Raw genomic sequence first — 20,726 nt, forward strand, 5'->3', positions numbered from 1 at the left:
GCGCGGATCCCGGAGGGCGGAAACGAAAACGCCTCCGAGAGCGGAGGCGTTTTTTCAGGCGCGGGGGGGATTACTGCGCCAGCCAGGTTTCGATTTGGCGCTGAATGCCGGCGGCGTCCAGCCCCAGATCGGCGCGCAGCTCTTCCTGGCTGCCCTGCGAGACGAAGCTGTCAGGCAGACCGAGGTTCAGCACCGGCACCGGCCGGCGTTTGGCCATCAGCAGTTCGTTGACGCCGCTGCCGGCGCCGCCCATGATGGCGTTTTCTTCCAGCGTCACCAGCGTTTCATGGCTGGCGGCCAGTTCGAGCACCAACTGCTCGTCCAGCGGCTTGACGAAGCGCATGTCGACCAGCGTGGCGTTGAGCGCTTCCGCCGCTTGCGCGGCCTCCGGCAGCAGAGTGCCGAAGTTGAGAATGGCGATCTTTTCCCCCTGGCGGCGCACCACGCCTTTGCCGATCGGCAGCATGTTGAGCGGCTCCAGCGCCGCGCCGGTGCCGGTGCCGCGCGGATAGCGCACGGCGCTCGGGCCGGCATTGTAGTGATAGCCGGTATACAGCATCTGGCGGCATTCGTTTTCGTCGCTCGGCGTCATGATCACCATGGTCGGGATGCAGCGCATGAACGACAGATCGAACGCACCCTGGTGAGTCTGACCATCGGCGCCGACGATGCCGCCGCGATCGATGGCGAACATCACCGGCAGGTTTTGGATCGCCACGTCGTGGATCAGTTGGTCGTAGGCGCGTTGCAGGAAGGTGGAATAGATCGCCACCACCGGCTTGTAGCCGCCGATCGCCAGCCCGGCGGCGAAGGTGACTGCGTGCTGCTCGGCGATCGCCACATCAAAATATTGCTGCGGGTAGTCGCGGGAGAACTGCACCATGCCGGAGCCTTCGCGCATCGCCGGCGTGATCGCCATCAGCGAGCTGTCTTTGGCGGCGGTTTCACACAGCCAGTCGCCGAAGATTTTCGAATAGGTCGGCAGACCGCCGGCGCTTTTCGGCAGCGTGCCGCTGGCGGGATCGAACTTCGGCACCGCGTGGAAGCTGATCGGATCCTTCTCCGCCGGCGCGTAACCGCGGCCTTTCTTGGTCATGATGTGCAACAGCTGCGGGCCTTTCAGATCGCGCATGTTTTTCAACGTGGCGACCAGCCCCTGTACGTCGTGCCCGTCTACCGGGCCGATGTAGTTGAAGCCCAGCTCTTCGAACAGCGTGCCCGGTACCACCATGCCTTTCAGGTGCTCTTCGGTGCGTTTCACCAGCTCCTTGATCGGCGGCACGCCGGCCAGCACTTTCTTGCCGCCTTCGCGCAGGGTGGAATAAAGCTTGCCGGACAGCAGCTGCGCCAGATGGTTGTTCAGCGCGCCGACGTTTTCCGAGATCGACATCTCGTTGTCGTTCAGCACCACCAGCATGTCCGGATTGATGTCGCCGGCGTGGTTCATCGCTTCAAACGCCATGCCGGCGGTGATGGCGCCATCGCCGATCACGCACACCGTGCGGCGGCCTTTGCCTTCACGCTCCGCCGCCACCGCCATGCCGAGGCCGGCGCTGATCGAGGTTGACGAATGGCCGACCGACAGCACGTCGTATTCGCTTTCGGCACGCCACGGGAAGGGGTGCAAGCCGTTCTTTTGCCGGATAGTGGCGATCCGGTCGCGGCGGCCGGTCAGGATTTTGTGCGGGTAGGCCTGGTGGCCGACGTCCCACACCAGATGATCGAACGGCGTGTTGTAGACGAAATGCAACGCCACCGTCAGTTCGACGGTACCCAGCCCGGAGGCAAAGTGGCCGCTGGAGCGGCTGACGCTGTTCAGCAGATATTGCCGCAGCTCATCGCACAGCTTCGGCAAGCTCTCTTTGGGCAGTGAGCGGAGTTCCTCGGGGTTTTCCGCTAGCGCCAGGGTTGGGTATTTGGCTATATCAAGACTCATTCGATACTCATATCAGAGGAGTTAACGTCACACGTTAATTGTCGCGTTCAATAATGAAGCTGGCTAACGCTCGCAATGGCGCTGTGTTGTAAGATTGCGCTGCCAAAGTGTCTAATGCAGCTAATGCTTCCTGATAGAGATCCCACGCTTTTGCTTTCGCGCTGTCAAGCCCGAGCAACGCCGGGTAGGTACTCTTTCCGTGTTGTTGGTCCGCTCCCTGGCGCTTGCCGATCTTTTCAGTCTCGCCGACAACGTCCAAAATGTCATCCTGCACCTGGAACGCCAGGCCAACCGCGGCGGCATATCGATCCAGCTGCGGCAGCGCCGCTCGCCCGGCTTCGCCGGCGCTCAGCGCGCCCAGGCGCACCGCCGCGCGGATCAGCGCGCCGGTTTTGTGGCGGTGGATCTGTTCCAGCGCCTGCAGATCGACGTGCTTGCCTTCAGCTTCCAGATCCAGCGATTGGCCGCCGCACATGCCGGCTACGCCGCTGGCGGTCGCCAGTTCGGAAACCATCGCCAGCCGATCGCGCAGCGCCACGTCAGGCATCTCGGCATCGGCCAGGATCGAAAACGCCAGCGTTTGCAGCGCATCGCCGGCCAGGATCGCGTTGGCTTCACCGAATTTAATGTGGCAGGTCGGCTGGCCGCGGCGCAGATCGTCGTCGTCCATCGCCGGCAGATCGTCATGGATCAGCGAGTAGGCGTGAATGCATTCCACCGCCGCCGCCGGCGCGTCCAGGTTGGCCAGCGACACGCCGAACATCTGGCCGGTGGTGTACACCAGGAACGGGCGCAGGCGCTTGCCGCCCAGCAAGGCGCCATGACGCATCGCCGCCACCATGTTGCCGTCGTTGAACGGCAGCGGGGCGATGAAGTCCAGCAGCGCGCGATCGGCGCGCTGGCGGAAAATCTGCAGTTGATCGGCAAAAGCGGCCGATGGGGCGATCTCAGACATGTCGGTTACTCGGCATCCGGTGTGAAAGGCGCCAGCGCCGCATCGTCGGCGCTGTCGTTAAGAAGTATCTGCACACGCTGTTCCGCCTGTTGCAGTTTCTGCTGGCCTTGGCGCGCCAGCTGCACGCCGCGTTCGAATTCGTTCAGCGCGTCTTCCAGCGGCAGTTCGCCCGACTCCAGACGCGTCACGATGCTTTCCAGCTCGCCGAGGGCGCTTTCAAAGCTGGCTGTTTGCTCTGTACTGGCTGATTGTGCTGGTTTTTTCGGCATAATTTTCTTTTTACGTCATCATGTGAACCGTGGCGCCAGAGCCTATCCTAGCGGATCTTGATTAGCAAATCATGGCGCTCATGTGTGGTTTTGTGCGCAGAGCGCGGCGATATGGTGATATACTCCGCGCCGTAATTCTTATCTGACAACAAAGACCGCCATGAAGTTTATCATTAAATTGTTCCCGGAAATCACCATCAAGAGCCAATCTGTGCGCTTGCGCTTTATCAAGATTCTCTCGACCAATATTCGCAACGTCCTGAAGCAGTATGATGAAACGCTGGCGGTCGTCCGTCACTGGGATCATATCGAAGTTCGCGCCAAAGATGAAAACCAGCGGCCGATCATCGCCGACGCGCTGACGCGCATTCCCGGCATCCACCATATTCTGGAAGTGGAAGATCGCGCTTATACCGACATCCACCACATCTTCGAGCAGACGCTGGAAGCCTACCGCGCCCAGCTGGAAGGCAAAACCTTCTGCGTGCGCGTCAAGCGCCGCGGCAAGCAGGCGTTCAATTCGCAGGACGTGGAGCGTTACGTCGGCGGCGGCCTGAACCAGCATATCGAGAGCGCGCGCGTTAATCTTACCCGCCCGCAGGTCACGGTAAATCTGGAGATTGAAGACGACAAGCTGATGCTGGTCAAACGCCGCCTCGAAGGCATCGGCGGTTACCCGGTCGGCACCCAGGAAGACGTGATGTCGCTGATTTCCGGCGGTTTCGATTCGGGTGTGTCCAGCTACATGCTGATGCGTCGCGGCTGCCGCGTGCACTTCTGCTTCTTCAATTTGGGCGGCGCCGCGCACGAGATCGGCGTGAAGCAGGTGGCGCACTACCTGTGGAACCGCTTCGCCAGCTCGCACAAGGTGCGCTTCGTCGCCATTGACTTCGAGCCGGTGGTGGGCGAGATCCTGGAGAAGGTCGACGACGGCCAGATGGGCGTGGTGCTCAAGCGCATGATGGTGCGCGCCGCTTCGCAAGTGGCCGAACGCTATGGCGTGCAGGCGCTGGTGACCGGCGAAGCGTTGGGGCAGGTCTCCAGCCAGACGCTGACCAACCTGCGCCTGATCGATAACGCGTCCGACACCCTGATCCTGCGTCCGCTGATCTCGCACGATAAAGAGCACATCATCAAACTGGCGCGTGAAATCGGCACCGAAGACTTCGCCAAAACCATGCCGGAATACTGCGGCGTGATTTCGAAGAGCCCGACGGTAAAAGCCGTCAAGGCCAAGATCGAAGAGGAAGAGAGCCACTTCGATTTCAGCATTCTCGATCGGGTGGTGAGCGAGGCGAAGAACGTTGATATTCGCTCCATCGCCGAGCAGGCGCAGGAGCAGGTGACCGAGGTAGAAACCGTTGCGGCCTTCGGCGCCGATGAGGTGATCCTGGATATCCGCTCCAACGACGAGCAGGAAGAGAAGCCGCTGCAGCTGGAACAGGTTGAAGTGAAAGCGTTGCCGTTCTACAAGCTGAGCACCCAATTCGGCGATCTGGACCAAAGCAAAACCTACCTGCTGTACTGCGAGCGCGGCGTGATGAGCCGTCTGCAGGCGTTGTACCTGCTGGAGCAGGGCTTCAGCAACGTGAAGGTTTATCGCCCGTAACGCGCGGAGCGCCATAAACGAGAAGGGCTGAACCGATGTTCAGCCCTTTTTTATCGGCAAGCCGCTCAGTCGCGGAAATCGTACATTCCCGGGATCAGCACCAGCTGCGCGGCGATCTCCGCCGCTTTGGCCTTGCCGAGCAGCAAGTCTATCAGCTTCAGCGCGAACTCCATCGCGGTGCCCGGCCCCTGGCTGGTGAGCAGGTTGACGCGCGCGTCGTACACCACGCGGCGCTCCATCCATTTTTCCGCCGGTATCTGGTCTTTCAGGCCCGGGAAGCCGGTCATGTTGCCGACCGGGAACAGATCGTGGTGCTGCAGCACCAGCGCCGGCGCCGCACAGATGGCGGCGACGATATTCCCCTGCAGGTGCATCTGCCGCACTTTTTCCACCAGCAACGGGCTGTCGCGGAAGCATTCTGCGCCTTTCAGGCCGCCGGGCAGCACGATGGCGTCGAAAGGCTCATCGACGATCGCCACCAGCGGCGCATCGGCCAGCAGTTTGACGCCGCGTGAACAGACGATAGTCAGCTCGCCGTCGCCGGCGACGCTGGCGGTAGTGACTTTTACGCCCGCCCGCACCAGCAGATCGATGGTGGTGACGGCTTCGGTTTCTTCGCTACCAGGTGCCAGGCAAACCAGCGCCGATACGCTCATATTCATTTTCCTTTCGTTTAATCAATTCAAACAGCCGCGCATTCTCCGGCAGCGTGAGGCCGTGGCTGCGCGCGCGGCGCAGCAGGTAGCCGGTGATGTAGTCGATCTCGGTGTGTCGCTGGCTGCGGATATCCTGCAGCATCGACGAAACGTTGTCGGCGGTGCTGTGGATCACGTCCATCACATATTGCATCAGGCCTTCGCAGGAGGTGTGGTAGCCCTCCATCGCCATCACGCTGGCGACTTCACGACACAGCGCTTCGATTTGCTCCGGGTAGCGCTGCAGATCGCCGTTGCGACAGCCGTACAGCGCCGTCAGCGGGTTGATCACGCAGTTGACCGCCAGCTTGCGCCAGTTGGCCGAGGCGATATTGTTGTGCCAGGCAACGTCAGGCAAAGCCTGATGCAGCACTTCCGCCAGGTGGCTGAGGTGCTGGGCGGCCGGCGAGGTTGGGCCGATGTGGGTGATGCCGGTGGCGACGTGGATAATGGTGCTGCCTTCGTGGCGCGCGGCGTGGGTGGTGGTGCCCTGCAGGATGGGCTGGCCGTTTGGCGGCAGTTCCTCCTGGGTGCCCATGCCGTTATGCAACAGCAAAATGGCGCACTGAGGGTTCAGCTTCGGCAGCAGCGCGCTGACCGCACTGGACACCTGCCAGGCTTTCAGCGTCACCAGCAGCAGCTCGCTCTGCGCGAGGTGCTCAGGATCGTTGGTGGGCAAATTGCGATTAAACGAGACGCCTTCCGGCTCGATCACGTTCACGGCGCAAAAAGGTTGCGGCACTCTTAGCCATCCCTGTACATCGTGGCCCTGCTGATACAGCCGGGAGAGCCACAGTTGTCCGAGCGCGCCGCAACCAAGAATGGTTATTTTCATTCAGTCTCCTTGGAAACACGGGAATACCGCTCAATTACCGTGATTTAACTATAGGCTTTATGGCAGCCTGAAGCGCTATCCCTGCGTGCGTTCAGCAGATTTTGTCTGAGGCGGCAAAGCGGTTATCATGCTCGGCATCAAAATCGCCTAAGCTATTAGGCACTCATTCAGGAGGAAGAAGTATGCCATCTTTCGACATCGTTTCCGAAATTGATATGCAGGAAGTGCGTAACGCCGTTGAGAACGCCACCCGCGATCTCGGCACCCGCTGGGATTTTCGCAATGTGCCGGCCAGCTTTGAGCTAAACGAGAAAAACCAAAGCATTAAGGTTGCCACCGAGTCTGATTTTCAGGTGCAGCAGCTGCTCGACATTCTGCGCGAAAAGCTGAGCAAGCGCAGCATCGACGGCGCCGCGCTGGAGATCCCGGAAGAGTTTACCCACAGCGGTAAAACCTACAGCGTGGAAGCCAAGCTGAAGCAGGGGATTGAAACCTCTGTAGCGAAGAAAATCGTCAAGCTGATCAAAGACAGCAAGCTGAAGGTGCAGGCGCAGATCCAGGGCGAAGAAGTGCGGGTGACCGGCAAATCACGCGACGACTTGCAGAGCGTGATGGCGCTGGTGCGCGGCGGCGATCTGGGGCAGCCGTTCCAGTTCAAGAACTTCCGCGATTAATCTCTACGGGGCCGGCATTGCCGGCCCCGTTTCTTTACAGCGAATTGACCAGCGCTTCCAACTGACCGCGATTGGTCTGCTTGGTGTCCACCTTGACGTAGGCGCTGCGCTCTTCCGGCACCACGATCGCCTCGGCCACGCCGGGCTGCGCCTTCAGGCGGCTTTCCAGCGCCGAATCCTTCACCGCCAGTTCCGACAGCGTAATGCGCAGGCTGCTGACATACGGCGGCTCTTTCATGGTGCTGCTGACCAGGAACCAGACGGCGGCCAACACGGCACCAGCGATAAACACCAAGCCTGCCCCCTGCAAACCGTACAGCCAGCCGCCGAGGCTGCCGCCTATCGCCACGCCGATAAACTGGCTGGTGGAGTAGACCCCCATCGCGGTGCCTTTGTAGCCGGCCGGTGACTCTTTGCTAATCAGCGAAGGCAGAATGGCTTCCATCACGTTAAAGGCCATAAAGAACAGCTGTACGCCGGCGATGATGCCCCACAGGTGCGCGCCGGAGAGCCACAGCAGCACTTCGGCGCAAAACAGCACCGCCACGCAGCCCATAAACACCTGCTTCATGCGGCGATACTTTTCGGCATAGATGATGAACGGCACTACGGCGGCGAACGACACCAGCATGGTCACCAGGTAGACGATCCAGTGTTCGCTGGCCGCCAGCCCGGCTTTCTCCATCGCCAGCGGCAGCGCCACGAAGCTCGACATCAGCAGGATATGCAGGCACATGATGCCGACGTTGAGCTTCAGCAGGCGCGAGTTGCTCAGCACTTTGCGGAAGCTGCCGCGCACGATGCTGGACTCGCGGTTCAGCAGATGGGTATCGGCGGAAGGCACTACTGCCAGAGTGATGACGATGCCGGCCAGCGCCAGCACGGCGATCATCCAGAACAACGCATGTAAGCCAAAGGCATGAGTGATGATAGGGCCCAGAACCATGGCGATGGCGAAGGTGATACCGAAGCTGACGCCGATGAACGCCATCGCTTTGGTGCGGTTCTGCTCGCGGGTCAGATCGGAGAGCAGCGCCATTACCGCGGCGGCGATGGCGCCGGAGCCTTGCAACGCGCGGCCGAGGATCACGCCCCAGATAGAGTCAGTGACCGCGGCGATCACGCTGCCGAGGGCAAAAATCAGCAGGCCGCCGACGATCAGCGGTTTGCGGCCGATGCGATCGGACACCAGGCCGAACGGGATCTGAAACACCGCCTGCGCCAGGCCGTAGATGCCGATGGCGATGCCGATCAGCGCTTCGCTGGCGCCGTTGAGCGCCATGCCGTAGGTGGTCAGCACCGGCAATACCATAAACATGCCGAGCATGCGCAGGGAGAATACGGTGCCCAATCCCCAGGTAGCGCGGCGCTCCTGCGGGGTCATTGAATTATCGTTCACATCAAACCTCGGTAAAAACCATGCCATCAGACGTTGAGACAGCGCCTGATGGCATGATTTCTGTAAAGCTGCGTCATTTTAGTGTGCGGGGCAGGGGGGGTAAATCGAATGTTGTTTAACAGATATTACAGTTTGGCCGCTTTTGGGCGTGACAAATAAAATGGGCCGCAAAAGCGGCCCATTCACAGATGATTTGGCTTACCAAACGTAGGTCACCAGCGCTTCAGGCGCCGCCGTGGCGCTGAAGTCGATCGACATCATCACGCTCAGCGAGGTGATGGCGACGATGGAGAACACGAACAGTTTACGCGCCCAGACGCTGTCGTTTTCGGTCTTGTAACCGCGCAGCGCCATGCCCAGCCACCATACGCTCACCGCCGCAGCGACGATCAGGTACTTGTAGCCGGCATAACCTACCAGGGTCAGCATCAGCGTGGCGATCATAAATGCCAGGATGTAGACCGTGATGTGGTTCTTGGCGACGGAAATGCCTTTCACCACCGGCAGCACCGGAATGTTGGCCGCCTGGTAATCTTTAAAGCGGAAGATAGCGATCGCATAAGAATGCGGCATCTGCCACAGGCTAAAGATAGCCAGCAGGATCAACGCGCCGGCGTCGAACTCGTTGGTCACCGCGCAGTAGCCGATAACCGGCGGCGCGGCGCCCGACAGGCTGCCGATCAGCGTGCCGTAGACCGAATGGCGTTTCATGTACAGGCTGTAAACGCCGACATAAACCACGAAGCCCATCACCGCCAGCCACATGGCCAGCGGGTTGGCCGCGATATACAGCAACGCGAAGCCCGCAATACCCAACACGGTCGCATAAACCAGGGTGACACTCGGCGCGATCAGGCCTTTTACCAGCACCCGATTCTTCGTTCTCTCCATTTTCTTGTCGATGTCGCGGTCGATGTAGTTGTTAAACACACAGCCCGACGCGACCACCAACGAGACACCCACCAGGGTGGCGAGAAACAGGGGATAGTCGATGCTCCCTTTGGAAGCGAGCAGGAATCCCCCAACGACAGAAATTAAATTGCCGAAAATAATTCCTGGTTTAGTGACTTGCAGGTATTGCTTAATCATCACGTGCAGCTCAGCTCTTAATCGACCATCATATTGATGTTGAGGTTGTACATAATCCAGAGTGAACCTACAACAACGATACCGATGATCATAGCGGTGAACAGCAATGCCACCAGGTTCCAGCGCTCTTCCGATGAGGTGTTCATGTGCAGGAAGTAAACCAGGTGAACAATCACCTGGATAACCGCCATACCGACAACAACCGCCAGGATGGTGGAATGAGAGGCGGAGCCGTTCATTACCATCGCAAATGGAATTACCGTCAGGATGATCGACAGGATAAAGCCGATCAGGTATGACTTCACGCTGCCGTGGCTTGCGCCGCCGTGAGAGGTTTCATGGGATGAATGGCTCATTACATAACCCCCAGCAGGTAGACAACGGTAAATACGCAGATCCAGACCACGTCCAGGAAGTGCCAGAACAGGCTCAGGCACATCAGGCGGGTTTTGTTGGTCGCGGTCAGGCCGAACTTGCTCACCTGAATCATCAGCACGATGATCCAAATCAGGCCGGAAGTCACGTGCAGACCGTGGGTGCCGACCAGCGCGAAGAAGCTGGACAGGAACGCGCTGCGATCCGGACCGAAGCCTTCGGCGATCAGGTGATGGAATTCATAGATTTCCATCGCCACGAAGCCCAGACCAAACAGGAAGGTCAGGAACAACCAGGTGTTTACACCGCCAACTTTACCTTTGTTCATGGCGATCATCGCCATGCCGTAGGTGATGGAGCTGAACAGCAGCAGGAAGGTTTCAACCAGGACAAACTTCAGGTCGAAGATGTCTTTGCCTGAGGGACCGCCAGCGGTCCCGTTCACCAGGACTGCATAAGTCGCGAACAAGCTCGCAAACAAAATACAGTCGCTCATCAGGTAGATCCAGAATCCGAAGACTTTGGTCTCTCCCGCGTCGTGGTGCCCATGCTCTGCATGGGCTGCGTTATGATTGGTCAGAGTTTCAGTTGACATGGTTCACGCCTGCTTTACGGATTTGTTCGTAGTGTTGGTTCTCAATGCGCTCGATTTCATCAACCTGCACATAGTAGTCAACATCGTGATCGAAGCTCTTGCCGATCCAGACAACGATCATACCGATGAAGCCGGCCAGAGCCATCCACCAGATTTCCCAAATCATTGCGAAACCGAATACCAGGCTGAAGAAGGCGATGATAACGCCGGCGCCGGTGTTCTTAGGCATATGAATCGGTTCGTATTTAGCCGGTTTCTTATACGCTTCGCCTTTTTCTTTCATGTCCCAGAATTCATCACGGTCATGAATCTGCGGCACTACGGCAAAGTTATAGAACGGCGGTGGAGACGAGGTTGACCACTCCAGAGTACGAGCACCCCATGGGTCACCGGTCAGATCGCGGTTCTGTTCGCGGTCACGGATACTGACGAAGATCTGGGTCAGCTGGCACAGGATGCCGCAGGCGATCAGCGCCGCACCGCCGGCTGCAACCAGCAGCAGAGGGTGGAACTCAGGGTTGATGTTCTGGCTGATACGACGGGTCATGCCCATAAAGCCCAATGCGTACAGCGGCATGAAGGCGGTGAAGAAGCCGATGATCCAGAACCAGAACGCGCGGATGCCCCATTTTTCGTTCAGCGTGAAGCCGAAGGATTTCGGGAACCAGTAGGTCAGGCCCGCGAAGCAACCGAACACCACGCCGCCGATGATGACGTTGTGGAAGTGAGCGATCAGGAACAGGCTGTTGTGCAGCACGAAGTTCGCGCCCGGCACCGCCAGCAGAACGCCGGTCATACCACCCACGGAGAAGGTGATGATGAAGCCAACGGTCCACAGCATCGCGGAGTTGAGCTTGATACGGCCCTGATACATGGTGAACAGCCAGTTGAAGATTTTCACCCCGGTCGGGATGGAAATGATCATGGTGGCGATACCGAAGAAGGCGTTAACGTTCGCGCCGGACCCCATGGTGAAGAAGTGGTGCAGCCAGACGATGAACGACAGAACGGTGATCGCGATGGTTGCCCATACCAGTGAGGTATAGCCGAACAGGCGTTTTCTGGAGAAGGTCGCGGTGACTTCGGAGAACACGCCGAACACCGGCAGAACCAGGATATACACCTCTGGGTGACCCCAGGCCCAAATCAGGTTGATGTACATCATCATGTTGCCGCCCATATCATTGGTGAAGAAATGGGTGCCCAGATAGCGATCCAGGGTCAGCAGCGCGATGGTGACGGTCAGAATTGGGAAAGAAACGATGATCAGGACGTTAGTACACAACGCCGCCCAGGTGAACACCGGCATCTTCATCATAGGCATGCCAGGGGCACGCATCTTCAGAATGGTGGCGAAGAAGTTCACGCCGGTCAGCAGGGTACCCAGACCGGAAATCTGCAGACTCCAGATCCAGTAATCGACCCCGACGCCAGGACTGTACTCTTTACCCGACAGCGGCGGATACGCCAGCCAACCGGTCTGAGCGAATTCACCGACCCCCAGGGAGATGTTGATCAGCACAACGCCCACCACGAAGAACCAGAAGCTCAGGGAGTTCAGGAACGGGAAGGCGACGTCACGCGCACCGATTTGCAGCGGCACCACGACGTTCATCAGGCCGACCACGAAAGGCATCGCCATGAAGAAGATCATGATAACGCCGTGCGCGGTGAAGATCTGGTCGTAGTGGTGCGGCGGCAGGAACCCGGCTTCGCCGGCGGACGCCAACGCCTGCTGGCTACGCATCATGATGGCGTCGGCGAAGCCGCGCAGCAGCATGACCATCGCCACGATGATGTACATGATACCAATTTTTTTATGGTCGACCGAAGTCAGCCATTCGCTCCACAGCCACTTCCATTTGCCGAAATACGTCAGCAGCGCCAGCACTGCCAGGCCCCCGACAATAATTGCGGCTACGGTGACCATGATGATCGGTTCGTGGTACGGAACCGCATCAAGTGTTAATTTTCCCAACATCAGTTATTCCTCGGCTCCGGCGTGAGCAGCATGTTCACCCATGTCCATACCTTGGCTCATGTCCATGCCTTCGTGCGCGCCAGCGCCCTTGTGCATATCCATGTCGCCCATGAATTTGGCAATTGTTTCTTTGAACAAATTCGGTTTGACAGCGGCAAAGTACTCAACCGGGTTGTTTTCACTCGGCTCTGCCAGTTTGTTAAAGTCGTCGGTGGTGTTCAGGTTTTTAGACGATGCCTTCACCTTGGCCACCCACTGATCGAAGTCGCCTTCGGTCGGGGTAACGATCGCGGTGAATTTCATACCGGAGAAGCCTGCGCCGCTGTAGCTGCTGGAGATACCTTTGTAGGCACCGGCTTCGTTGCCGATCAGGTGCAGTTTGGTCTGCATGCCGGCCATCGCATAAATCTGTCCACCCAACTGCGGGATAAAGAACGAGTTCATTACCGAGTTAGAGGTGATCTTGAATTCGACTGGAACATCTTTCGGGAAAGCCAGCTCATTAACGGTCGCAATGCCTTGTTCCGGGTAGATGAACAGCCATTTCCAGTCGAGCGACACCACTTCGATCGTCATCGGCTTCTTGTCAGTGACAATCGGCTTGAACGGATCGAGTTCGTGGGTGGTCTTCCAGGTAATGGTGCCAAGGATGGCGATGATAATGATAGGAATGGTCCAGACGACCGCTTCGATCTTGTTGGAGTGGGCCCAGTTCGGACTGTACTTGGCGTCTTTGTTGGAAGCGCGATACTTCCAGGCAAAGGCGAACGCCATGAAGATAACTGGCACCACTACGATCAACATCAACGCGATTGCAGTGATAATCAGTGTCCGTTGCTCAACACCAATTGCTCCTTTGGGATTCATCAAAACCATATCGCAGCCACTGAGCAATACAGTGCCTGCGATTAATGACAGCATCCCAATACTTTTATTGTATTTCTTAAGTCTCATCTAACGACCTCAATAACAAAGGCTCAATTGTCGTTTCATGTGTGCGGGCATTTTACGGGAAGGTTGCAGTACTGTAAACATGCTTAAGGGAGTGTCAGCGGCTTGTTGACACTTTCTGTTAAGGGGGTCACAGATGTAACCCTGCGTGACAATTTACCAATGACAACAACGCGTTGGCACGCTGAATCGTGACGAGCAGCCCGTATGTTAAGGAAAACTAAAGGTATGATGAATTTGGCGAAGAAATGCGCGGCGGGGAAATACGCAGAAAAGGTTTATTTAATGTAAAATAATTGTGTCTTAAAGGTGAATTTAATTTTATTTCCGAGCGCGGCAGTCGGATAAAAAAATAATTTCCGCGCCGATTATCTTTTTTTACCGAAATAAATATACCCCCGGATCGCTTTTTTTTCGGCCGGCGAAATCACCGGCCGTTCAGATTATGCCAAACGGGTGCGGCGCAGGGCGAGGTAATCCAACGTACTGCCCATTGCGACGCCGAGCAGGCTCAGCGCGGCGCCGGCCTGCAGCAGCCGATCGGCCAACTGCGGGGCCTGCGTCCAATCCAGCGCATTGGCGATAAGCAACAGCAACCACAGGCCCAACAGCGAACAGCCTAGCGTCAGCAAGCGCAGTGCCCAACGGTAAGATTCTGAAAACTCGGTGCGCGGCATAAAATTGCCATGCTGCTGGGTGTGCTCCAGCGTCTGACGACAGATACCGAGCAGCAGCAAGCCGGGCAGGGCAGCGGCGATAGAGAACAGGTAGAACAACGGCCAACCGTGGGCTTCGACGAACCAGCCGGCGATCGGGCCGACATAGACACGCCCTACGGCGGACAGCGCCGACAGCAGCGCGAACTGGGTGGCGGAGAACGACCGGTTGCACAGCGTCATCAGCAACGCGACGAAGGCCGCGGTGCCCATGCCGCCACACAGATTTTCGAGGAAGATGGCGCTGCCCATGGTGAGCAGGCTCTTGTCGGTCACCGCCAGGATCCAATACCCGAGATTGGAGACCGCCTGCAGGACGCCGAACAGCATCAGCGCGCGGAACAGGCTGAGACGCTGCATCAGCACGCCGCCGAACAGGGCGCCGACGATGGTCGCGAACAGGCCGAGGGTTTTGTTCACCAGCCCGACTTCACCGGCGTCGAACCCCACGCCGCGGATCAGGAAAGTGGTGCTCAGGCTGCCGGCGAAAGCGTCGCCCATTTTGTACATCACGATCAGCAGCAGGATCAGCCAGGCGTTGTTGCGGCCGAAGAAATCGCGCAGCGGCGCGACGACCGCCTGTTCCATGGTGCGCGGCGCCGGGATGTTTTCGTCCGGCTCCGGCGCCAGCAGCGTGGCGGCCACGCCGATCAGCATCAACCCGGCCATCAGCCAGTAGGTGGCTTGCCAGCCGAAATAGCGATCCGCCAACCACAGCGCCAGGCCGCCGGAAACCAGCATCGCCAGCCGATAACCCAGCACCGAGATCGCTGCGCCCGTGCCCCGTTCTTCGGCTTTCAGCAGGTCGGTTTTATAGGCGTCGAACACGATATCTTGCGAGGCGGAGCAGAACGCCACCAGCACCGCCAACGCCGCCAGCCACCACAGGTGCTGCGCGGGCTGCATAAAGCCCATCGCCACAATCGCCGCCACCAGCAACAGCTGGCTGATCAGCAGCCAACCGCGCCGCCGCCCGAGAAACGGCGGGGTATAACGGTCCATGAACGGCGACCAGAGGAATTTGAAGACGTAGGCCTGGCCCACCAGCGAGAAGATGCCGATGGTTTTCAGATCGATATTTTCGACGGTCATCCAGGCTTGCAGCGTGCCGGAGGTCAATGCCAGCGGCAGACCCGACGCGAAGCCCAGCAGCAGCAGAATGGCGGAGTTACGCTGGGTGAAGATGTTCAAATAGTGTTTCGACATGAGTTCCCTGTCTGCGCCGCCCGATCCGCCGGGCGGCACAAGGCGCGGCGATTAACGCGCGTTTTGCTTGATGAAATCGTTGACGCTGGTGTCCTGAGCCATGTCGGCGATCACGTCGCCCAGCACGGAGTTGACGGCGTCGGTGATCTTCTCGTTGGTCGCCGTGAAGGCGCCCTGCACGTTATAGGTCGAGCGGTAATTCTTCACCTGCTTGTTGCCGTTCTTCGCCTGGGCGATGATCGAGATGTCGGCTTTGGTGGTGATGTTGTAGCGCAGGTTACCTTCGGCGACGTCCGCGTACAGATTATTGACGACGATTTGCAGCGCCACCGGGCCGTCGGCGCCGATCATGTAGCCACGTGCGCCCATCTGTTTCTCCAGCACTTCCTGCAGCAGGAAACGCAGATCGCGCGACGGCGTCAGCGTGACCAGCTGGCCGTCGCGGTTCACCTTGGCCAGCGCCTGGTCGGTGCGCTGATCCGCGCCGTTGATGCTGACAGTGATGCCCTGCAGGGTAGGATCCTGCTGCGGCAGAACGATTTTCGGCGTGACGTTCAGGGTGTTGCTGCTGGTCGCGCAGCCGGCCAGCAGCAGGGCGGCCAGCAAAGGAAGACAAAGTTTCTTTAACATGTTTTCTGTCTCATTCTCGATGGATTTAGCAATAATCAGAGCGGGATAGCCGACAACAAATTGCCGACATCATAGCATCGCCGCCGTGCGGTGGAAGCGCGGAAGGCGCCTGAGTGACAAATTTTTACCTGCCGTTGATAAAAACACGCTTTTTTGGCCCGCTCAATCGGATAATCCCCCAAGCGGCGGGGATGGCGCTCATCATTTGACCGCAGAAAAGAGAAATTTGTCCCGGCGATGGTCTAAACGGGGGAAAACCGGCTAATATTGAACTAGATGGGCACGGTCCTCTGCCGGTGTTGTAAGGAGATCCTATGATTCGCGAGCAAATAGAAGCAAAGTTAAGGGCGGCGTTTGAGCCCGCGTATCTGGAAGTCGTTGATGAAAGCTATCGTCATAACGTTCCGGCGGGTTCAGAAAGCCATTTCAAAGTGGTATTGGTCAGCGATCGCTTCGTCGGCGAACGTTTTTTGACGCGCCACCGCTCCATCTACGGCGTATTGTCGGAGGAGCTGGCGGACGGCGTACACGCGCTGGCGCTGCATACCTATACGCTCAAAGAGTGGGAAGGTCTGCAGGATACCGTGCCGGCCTCGCCGCCGTGTCGCGGCGCGGGCACGCTGGCCTGAGGGGGAAATTTTCAGGTATCAGTGGAACTTTGCCCTTGAATTAGGGTATTACTACTGACGAATTTTGAAACGGCCTGCGGGCCGTTTCTGTTTTTGACGACGACATGGCCGACGCGCAATGTGGCCAACGTTCGGTCTGTTTTGGCGGCCTTTTGGCGATCGAATCGGCAAAAGTGTGAGTTTTAGCGCGCCTGCGCCGCCTAGCTTTCCTCGACTCGCCACGCATGCGCCGCTATAATGTCGCGTCTTATTTTTCCGGAATGGTTTCGGGACGCTTCTGTCATCAGGGAACTCGGTTCTTATCTGTAGCCGTCCTGGTTCTTGGAACGGAGTTGACCGAGCACTGTGATTTTTTTGAGGTAACAAGATGCAAGTTTCAGTAGAAACCACTCAAGGCCTTGGGCGCCGTCTCTCTATTACTGTACCGGCTGATACTATCAAGCAGGCGGTGAAGAAAGAGCTGATCAACGCAGCGAAAAGCGTGCGTATCGACGGCTTCCGCAAAGGCAAAGTGCCGATGAACATCGTGGAACAGCGTTACGGCGCCTCTGTTCGTCAGGACGTGCTGGGCGAAGCGATGCAGCGCAGCTTCGTTGACGCGATCATCAAAGAAAAGATTAATCCGGCCGGCGCACCAAACTACGTGCCGGGCGAGTACAAAGAAGGTGATGACTTCACTTTCGCCGTTGAGTTCGAAGTGTATCCAGAAGTTGAGCTGAAAGGCCTGGAAAACATCGAAGTTGAAAAACCCGTGGTTGAAGTGAACGACGAAGACGTCGACGCGATGCTGGATACCCTGCGCAAGCAGCAGGCAACCTGGAAAGAAACCGATCGCGCAGCGGAAGCTGAAGATCGCGTGACCGTTGACTTCACCGGTTCTATCGACGGTGAAGAGTTCGAAGGTGGCAAAGCGTCCGACTTCGTGCTGGCAATGGGCCAGGGCCGCATGATCCCAGGCTTCGAAGAAGGTCTGGTTGGTCACAAAGCGGGCGAAGAGTTCTCCATCGACGTGAACTTCCCGGAAGACTACCACGCGGAAAACCTGAAGGGCAAAGCGGCCAAATTCGCTATCGTGCTGAAGAAAGTTGAAGAGCGCGAGCTGCCGGAACTGACCGAAGAGTTCATCAAGCGTTTCGGCGTGGCGGACGGTTCCGTTGCCGGCCTGCGCACCGAAGTTCGCAAGAACATGGAGCGCGAGCTGAAAGGCGCCGTGCGTAACCGTATCAAGTCTCAGGCGATCGACGGCCTGGTGAGCGCGAACGAAATCGACGTGCCTGCTGCCCTGATCGACGGCGAAATCGACGTGCTGCGTCGTCAGGCTGCACAGCGTTTCGGCGGCAACGAGAAGCAAGCGCTGGAACTGCCACGCGAACTGTTCGAAGAGCAAGCGAAACGCCGCGTAGTGGTTGGCCTGCTGCTGGGCGAAGTGATCAGCACCAACGATCTGAAAGCTGACGAAGACCGCGTGAAGACGCTGATCGAAGAAATGGCTTCTGCCTACGAAGATCCAAGCGAAGTCATCGAGTTCTACAGCAAAAACAAAGAGCTGATGAACAACATGCGCAACGTGGCTCTGGAAGAGCAAGCGGTTGAAGCCCTGCTGGCAAAAGCGAAAGTGACTGAAAAAGCCACTACCTTCAGCGAGCTGATGAACCAGACTCAACAGGCGTAATGCCGGCGTGCCGGGCGCGATGAATGGCGCCCCCGGTTTCGCCTGGCGAACCGGCGCACGATGAAAAAGCCCGCAACCTCAGGTTGCGGGCTTTTCTTTTTGCCACGTTGCTGATTAATCTCAGGTTAAGCGGGTTAATATGCACTATATTTACCCTGTTGCCTGGGGAACTGGCTGGCATGATAACGGTCAGATTAACGGCATCGTTTTCGGCGCGCGGAGAAAATCGGCCCCTGGGCTTGAAATTGCGCCGGGATCCCCCAATCTGTAAAGAATGATTCTGGGGCTGTTTGCCAAAGTGCGCGGGATAAACTAACCGTCGGGTACGTGCGGCGCGGGTCGAATGCTTGAGCATAGTCATCATGGCCGTTCTCAAGTAGAATCGGCGTATTAGGGTGACACCCTGGCCGCCAAGGCAATTTCTATTAGGAGACGGTAATGTCATACAGTGGCGAACGAGATCAATTTGCACCGAACATGGCGCTGGTGCCGATGGTGGTAGAGCAGACTTCACGCGGGGAGCGTTCTTACGACATTTATTCCCGCCTGCTGAAAGAGCGCATCATTTTCCTGACCGGCCAGGTGGAAGATCACATGGCCAACCTGATCGTGGCGCAAATGCTGTTCCTCGAAGCGGAAAGCCCGGAAAAAGACATTTTCCTCTACATCAACTCGCCGGGCGGGGTGATCACCGCGGGCATGTCGATTTACGACACCATGAAGTTCATCAAGCCTGACGTCAGCACCATCTGTATGGGCCAGGCGTGCTCGATGGGCTCCTTCCTGCTGACCGCGGGCGCCAAAGGCAAACGTTTCTGCCTGCCGAACTCGCGCGTGATGATTCACCAGCCGCTGGGCGGCTACCAGGGCCAGGCGACGGACATCGAAATCCACGCGCGTGAAATCCTCAAGGTGAAAGCGCGCATGAACGAACTGATGGCCGAGCATACCGGCCAGCCGCTGGAGCAGATCGAGCGCGACACCGAGCGCGATCGCTTTATGACCGCGGAAGAAGCCGTGGAATACGGCCTGGTTGACGGCATTCTGACACACCGCAGCTAGAACCACGCGGCGCCGATGGACTATAGTAATCAGAGTGGGCAGGGGCTCGCTCTGTTGTAGCCCCTCGGCGTTCCCGATATGAGTTTGGGCGCACTGCCGCCGTGATTTTCCTGCGGGACAAGACTAAAGAAGAGGTTTGACTGATGACAGATAAGCGCAAAGACGGTTCAGGAAAGCTGCTGTACTGCTCTTTTTGCGGCAAAAGCCAGCATGAAGTGCGTAAGCTGATTGCCGGGCCGTCAGTGTATATCTGCGATGAATGTGTCGATCTGTGTAACGACATTATTCGCGAAGAGATTAAAGAAGTTGCCCCGCATCGTGAGCGCAGTGCGCTGCCGACGCCGCACGAGATCCGCCACCACCTGGATGACTACGTCATCGGCCAGGAGCAGGCGAAGAAAGTGCTGGCGGTTGCGGTGTACAACCACTACAAACGCCTGCGCAACGGCGATACCAGCAACGGTATCGAGTTGGGCAAGAGCAACATCTTGCTGATCGGCCCGACCGGCAGCGGCAAAACTCTGCTGGCGGAAACGCTGGCGCGCTTCCTGGACGTGCCGTTCACCATGGCCGACGCCACCACGCTGACCGAAGCCGGTTATGTGGGCGAGGACGTGGAAAATATTATCCAGAAGCTGTTGCAAAAATGCGACTATGACGTGCAGAAAGCGCAGCGCGGCATCGTTTATATCGATGAAATCGATAAGATTTCCCGTAAGTCCGACAACCCGTCGATCACGCGTGACGTCTCGGGTGAAGGCGTGCAGCAGGCGCTGCTGAAGCTGATTGAAGGCACCATCGCCGCGGTTCCGCCGCAGGGCGGGCGCAAGCATCCGCAACAGGAATTCCTGCAGGTCGATACTTCCAAGATCCTGTTTATCTGCGGCGGCGCATTCGCCGGCCTGGATAAGGTGATCGGTCAACGCGTCAACACCGGCTCCGGCATCGGCTTCGGCGCGACCGTCAAGGGCGAGTCCGAGAAGGCCACCGAAGGCGAACTGCTGCTGCAGGCCGAACCGGAAGATTTGATCAAGTTTGGTCTGATCCCTGAGTTCATCGGCCGTCTGCCGGTGGTGGCGACCCTGAGCGAGCTGAGCGAAGACGCGCTGATTCAGATCCTGAAAGAGCCGAAGAACGCCCTGACCAAGCAGTATCAGGCGCTGTTCAATCTGGAAGGCGTGGAGCTGGAGTTCCGCGACGAAGCGCTGAACGCCATCGCCAAGAAAGCCATGGCGCGCAAAACCGGCGCACGCGGCCTGCGTTCCATCGTGGAAGGCGCGCTGCTCGACACCATGTACGATCTGCCGTCGATGGACAGCGTAGACAAAGTGGTGATCGACGAGTCGGTGATCGCCGGCCAATCCAAACCGCTGCTGATTTACGGCAAGCCTGAAGCCCAGGCGTCTGGCGAATAATTAGCCAGTTAAACCAGCGCGTTATCAGCAAAA

General features: G+C 58.0%; 19 protein-coding genes. 6 read left to right on the plus strand and 13 right to left on the minus strand.

Annotated features, from left to right (window positions below; all coding sequences use genetic code 11):
* Positions 1–70: 70 nt before the first annotated feature.
* Genes dxs through xseB form a run of 3 tightly spaced genes read right to left on the minus strand, consistent with a single transcriptional unit; the run spans position 71 to position 3,160 of the window.
* Positions 71–1,936 (minus strand): 1-deoxy-D-xylulose-5-phosphate synthase, encoded by a 1,866-nt coding sequence (gene dxs / locus ACTJJ6_RS10530; RefSeq protein WP_028128213.1) that lies wholly within the window; start codon positions 1,934–1,936, stop codon positions 71–73.
* 34 nt (positions 1,937–1,970) lie between these two features.
* Positions 1,971–2,891 (minus strand): (2E,6E)-farnesyl diphosphate synthase, encoded by a 921-nt coding sequence (gene ispA, locus ACTJJ6_RS10535; RefSeq protein ID WP_016928868.1) that lies wholly within the window; start codon positions 2,889–2,891, stop codon positions 1,971–1,973.
* Between the two features lie 5 nt (positions 2,892–2,896).
* A complete protein-coding gene (gene xseB / locus ACTJJ6_RS10540) occupies positions 2,897–3,160 on the minus strand; it encodes an exodeoxyribonuclease VII small subunit (protein WP_015376838.1) in 264 nt (87 codons plus the stop codon).
* A 160-nt stretch (positions 3,161–3,320) separates the two neighbouring features.
* Between xseB and thiI the strand changes: the two genes are divergently transcribed.
* A complete protein-coding gene (gene thiI / locus ACTJJ6_RS10545; RefSeq protein ID WP_004940377.1) occupies positions 3,321–4,769 on the plus strand; it encodes a tRNA uracil 4-sulfurtransferase ThiI in 1,449 nt (482 codons plus the stop codon).
* A 65-nt stretch (positions 4,770–4,834) separates the two neighbouring features.
* On the opposite strand, the gene yajL is transcribed toward thiI, so the two are convergent.
* Both yajL and panE read right to left on the minus strand, forming a co-directional pair.
* Positions 4,835–5,425 carry a protein deglycase YajL gene (gene yajL / locus ACTJJ6_RS10550; protein ID WP_033641150.1) on the minus strand — a complete coding sequence of 197 codons (591 nt, stop codon included), beginning with the start codon at positions 5,423–5,425 and terminating at the stop codon, positions 4,835–4,837.
* On the minus strand, positions 5,388–6,299 hold the full coding sequence (panE, locus tag ACTJJ6_RS10555; protein WP_079449607.1) for a 2-dehydropantoate 2-reductase: 912 nt from the start codon (positions 6,297–6,299) through the stop codon (positions 5,388–5,390). Before panE ends, yajL begins: the two co-directional genes overlap by 38 nt.
* A gap of 182 nt (positions 6,300–6,481) precedes the next feature.
* Here panE and ACTJJ6_RS10560 point away from each other — a divergent pair, with 182 nt between their 5' ends.
* Positions 6,482–6,973 carry a YajQ family cyclic di-GMP-binding protein gene (locus tag ACTJJ6_RS10560; protein WP_004940373.1) on the plus strand — a complete coding sequence of 164 codons (492 nt, stop codon included), beginning with the start codon at positions 6,482–6,484 and terminating at the stop codon, positions 6,971–6,973.
* Positions 6,974–7,007: 34 nt separating this feature from the next.
* Here the strand turns inward: ACTJJ6_RS10560 and ACTJJ6_RS10565 are convergent, their stop codons facing one another.
* From ACTJJ6_RS10565 to ACTJJ6_RS10600, 8 genes are all read right to left on the minus strand, one after another.
* Positions 7,008–8,372: an MFS transporter gene (locus tag ACTJJ6_RS10565; RefSeq protein WP_176519329.1), complete on the minus strand. Its 1,365-nt coding sequence runs from the start codon at positions 8,370–8,372 to the stop codon at positions 7,008–7,010.
* Between the two features lie 198 nt (positions 8,373–8,570).
* Complete coding sequence (gene cyoE / locus ACTJJ6_RS10570) at positions 8,571–9,461, minus strand: heme o synthase (protein WP_015376842.1); 891 nt, start codon at positions 9,459–9,461, stop codon at positions 8,571–8,573.
* Positions 9,462–9,478: 17 nt separating this feature from the next.
* Positions 9,479–9,817 carry a cytochrome o ubiquinol oxidase subunit IV gene (locus ACTJJ6_RS10575; RefSeq protein WP_016928864.1) on the minus strand — a complete coding sequence of 113 codons (339 nt, stop codon included), beginning with the start codon at positions 9,815–9,817 and terminating at the stop codon, positions 9,479–9,481.
* Complete coding sequence (locus ACTJJ6_RS10580) at positions 9,817–10,431, minus strand: cytochrome o ubiquinol oxidase subunit III (protein ID WP_004940367.1); 615 nt, start codon at positions 10,429–10,431, stop codon at positions 9,817–9,819. The genes ACTJJ6_RS10575 and ACTJJ6_RS10580 overlap by 1 nt, the downstream gene beginning before the upstream one ends.
* Complete coding sequence (gene cyoB, locus ACTJJ6_RS10585) at positions 10,421–12,412, minus strand: cytochrome o ubiquinol oxidase subunit I (RefSeq protein WP_004940366.1); 1,992 nt, start codon at positions 12,410–12,412, stop codon at positions 10,421–10,423. The genes ACTJJ6_RS10580 and cyoB overlap by 11 nt, the downstream gene beginning before the upstream one ends.
* 3 nt (positions 12,413–12,415) lie before the next feature.
* Positions 12,416–13,366 carry a cytochrome o ubiquinol oxidase subunit II gene (gene cyoA, locus ACTJJ6_RS10590; RefSeq protein ID WP_004940365.1) on the minus strand — a complete coding sequence of 317 codons (951 nt, stop codon included), beginning with the start codon at positions 13,364–13,366 and terminating at the stop codon, positions 12,416–12,418.
* A 440-nt stretch (positions 13,367–13,806) separates the two neighbouring features.
* On the minus strand, positions 13,807–15,285 hold the full coding sequence (gene ampG, locus ACTJJ6_RS10595) for a muropeptide MFS transporter AmpG (RefSeq protein WP_016928861.1): 1,479 nt from the start codon (positions 15,283–15,285) through the stop codon (positions 13,807–13,809).
* Between the two features lie 51 nt (positions 15,286–15,336).
* Entirely contained in the window at positions 15,337–15,915 is a 579-nt protein-coding gene (locus tag ACTJJ6_RS10600) for a lipoprotein (protein ID WP_004940363.1), read from the minus strand.
* Between the two features lie 314 nt (positions 15,916–16,229).
* On the opposite strand from ACTJJ6_RS10600, the gene bolA reads away from it, so the two are divergent.
* The 4 genes from bolA (at position 16,230) to clpX (ending at position 20,693) form a co-directional block, all read left to right on the plus strand.
* Positions 16,230–16,544, plus strand: a complete 315-nt coding sequence (gene bolA, locus ACTJJ6_RS10605; protein WP_004940361.1) for a transcriptional regulator BolA — start codon at positions 16,230–16,232, stop codon at positions 16,542–16,544.
* A gap of 367 nt (positions 16,545–16,911) precedes the next feature.
* Positions 16,912–18,216 (plus strand): trigger factor, encoded by a 1,305-nt coding sequence (gene tig / locus ACTJJ6_RS10610; protein ID WP_440801352.1) that lies wholly within the window; start codon positions 16,912–16,914, stop codon positions 18,214–18,216.
* A gap of 438 nt (positions 18,217–18,654) precedes the next feature.
* Entirely contained in the window at positions 18,655–19,278 is a 624-nt protein-coding gene (gene clpP / locus ACTJJ6_RS10615) for an ATP-dependent Clp endopeptidase proteolytic subunit ClpP (protein ID WP_016928858.1), read from the plus strand.
* A gap of 143 nt (positions 19,279–19,421) precedes the next feature.
* Positions 19,422–20,693, plus strand: coding sequence for an ATP-dependent protease ATP-binding subunit ClpX (clpX, locus tag ACTJJ6_RS10620; RefSeq protein ID WP_004940354.1), 1,272 nt, complete (start codon positions 19,422–19,424; stop codon positions 20,691–20,693).
* Positions 20,694–20,726: the final 33 nt, after the last annotated feature.

Source organism: Serratia sp. 22278, assembly GCF_052045405.1.
In the GTDB taxonomy this organism is placed as follows: domain Bacteria; phylum Pseudomonadota; class Gammaproteobacteria; order Enterobacterales; family Enterobacteriaceae; genus Serratia; species Serratia marcescens.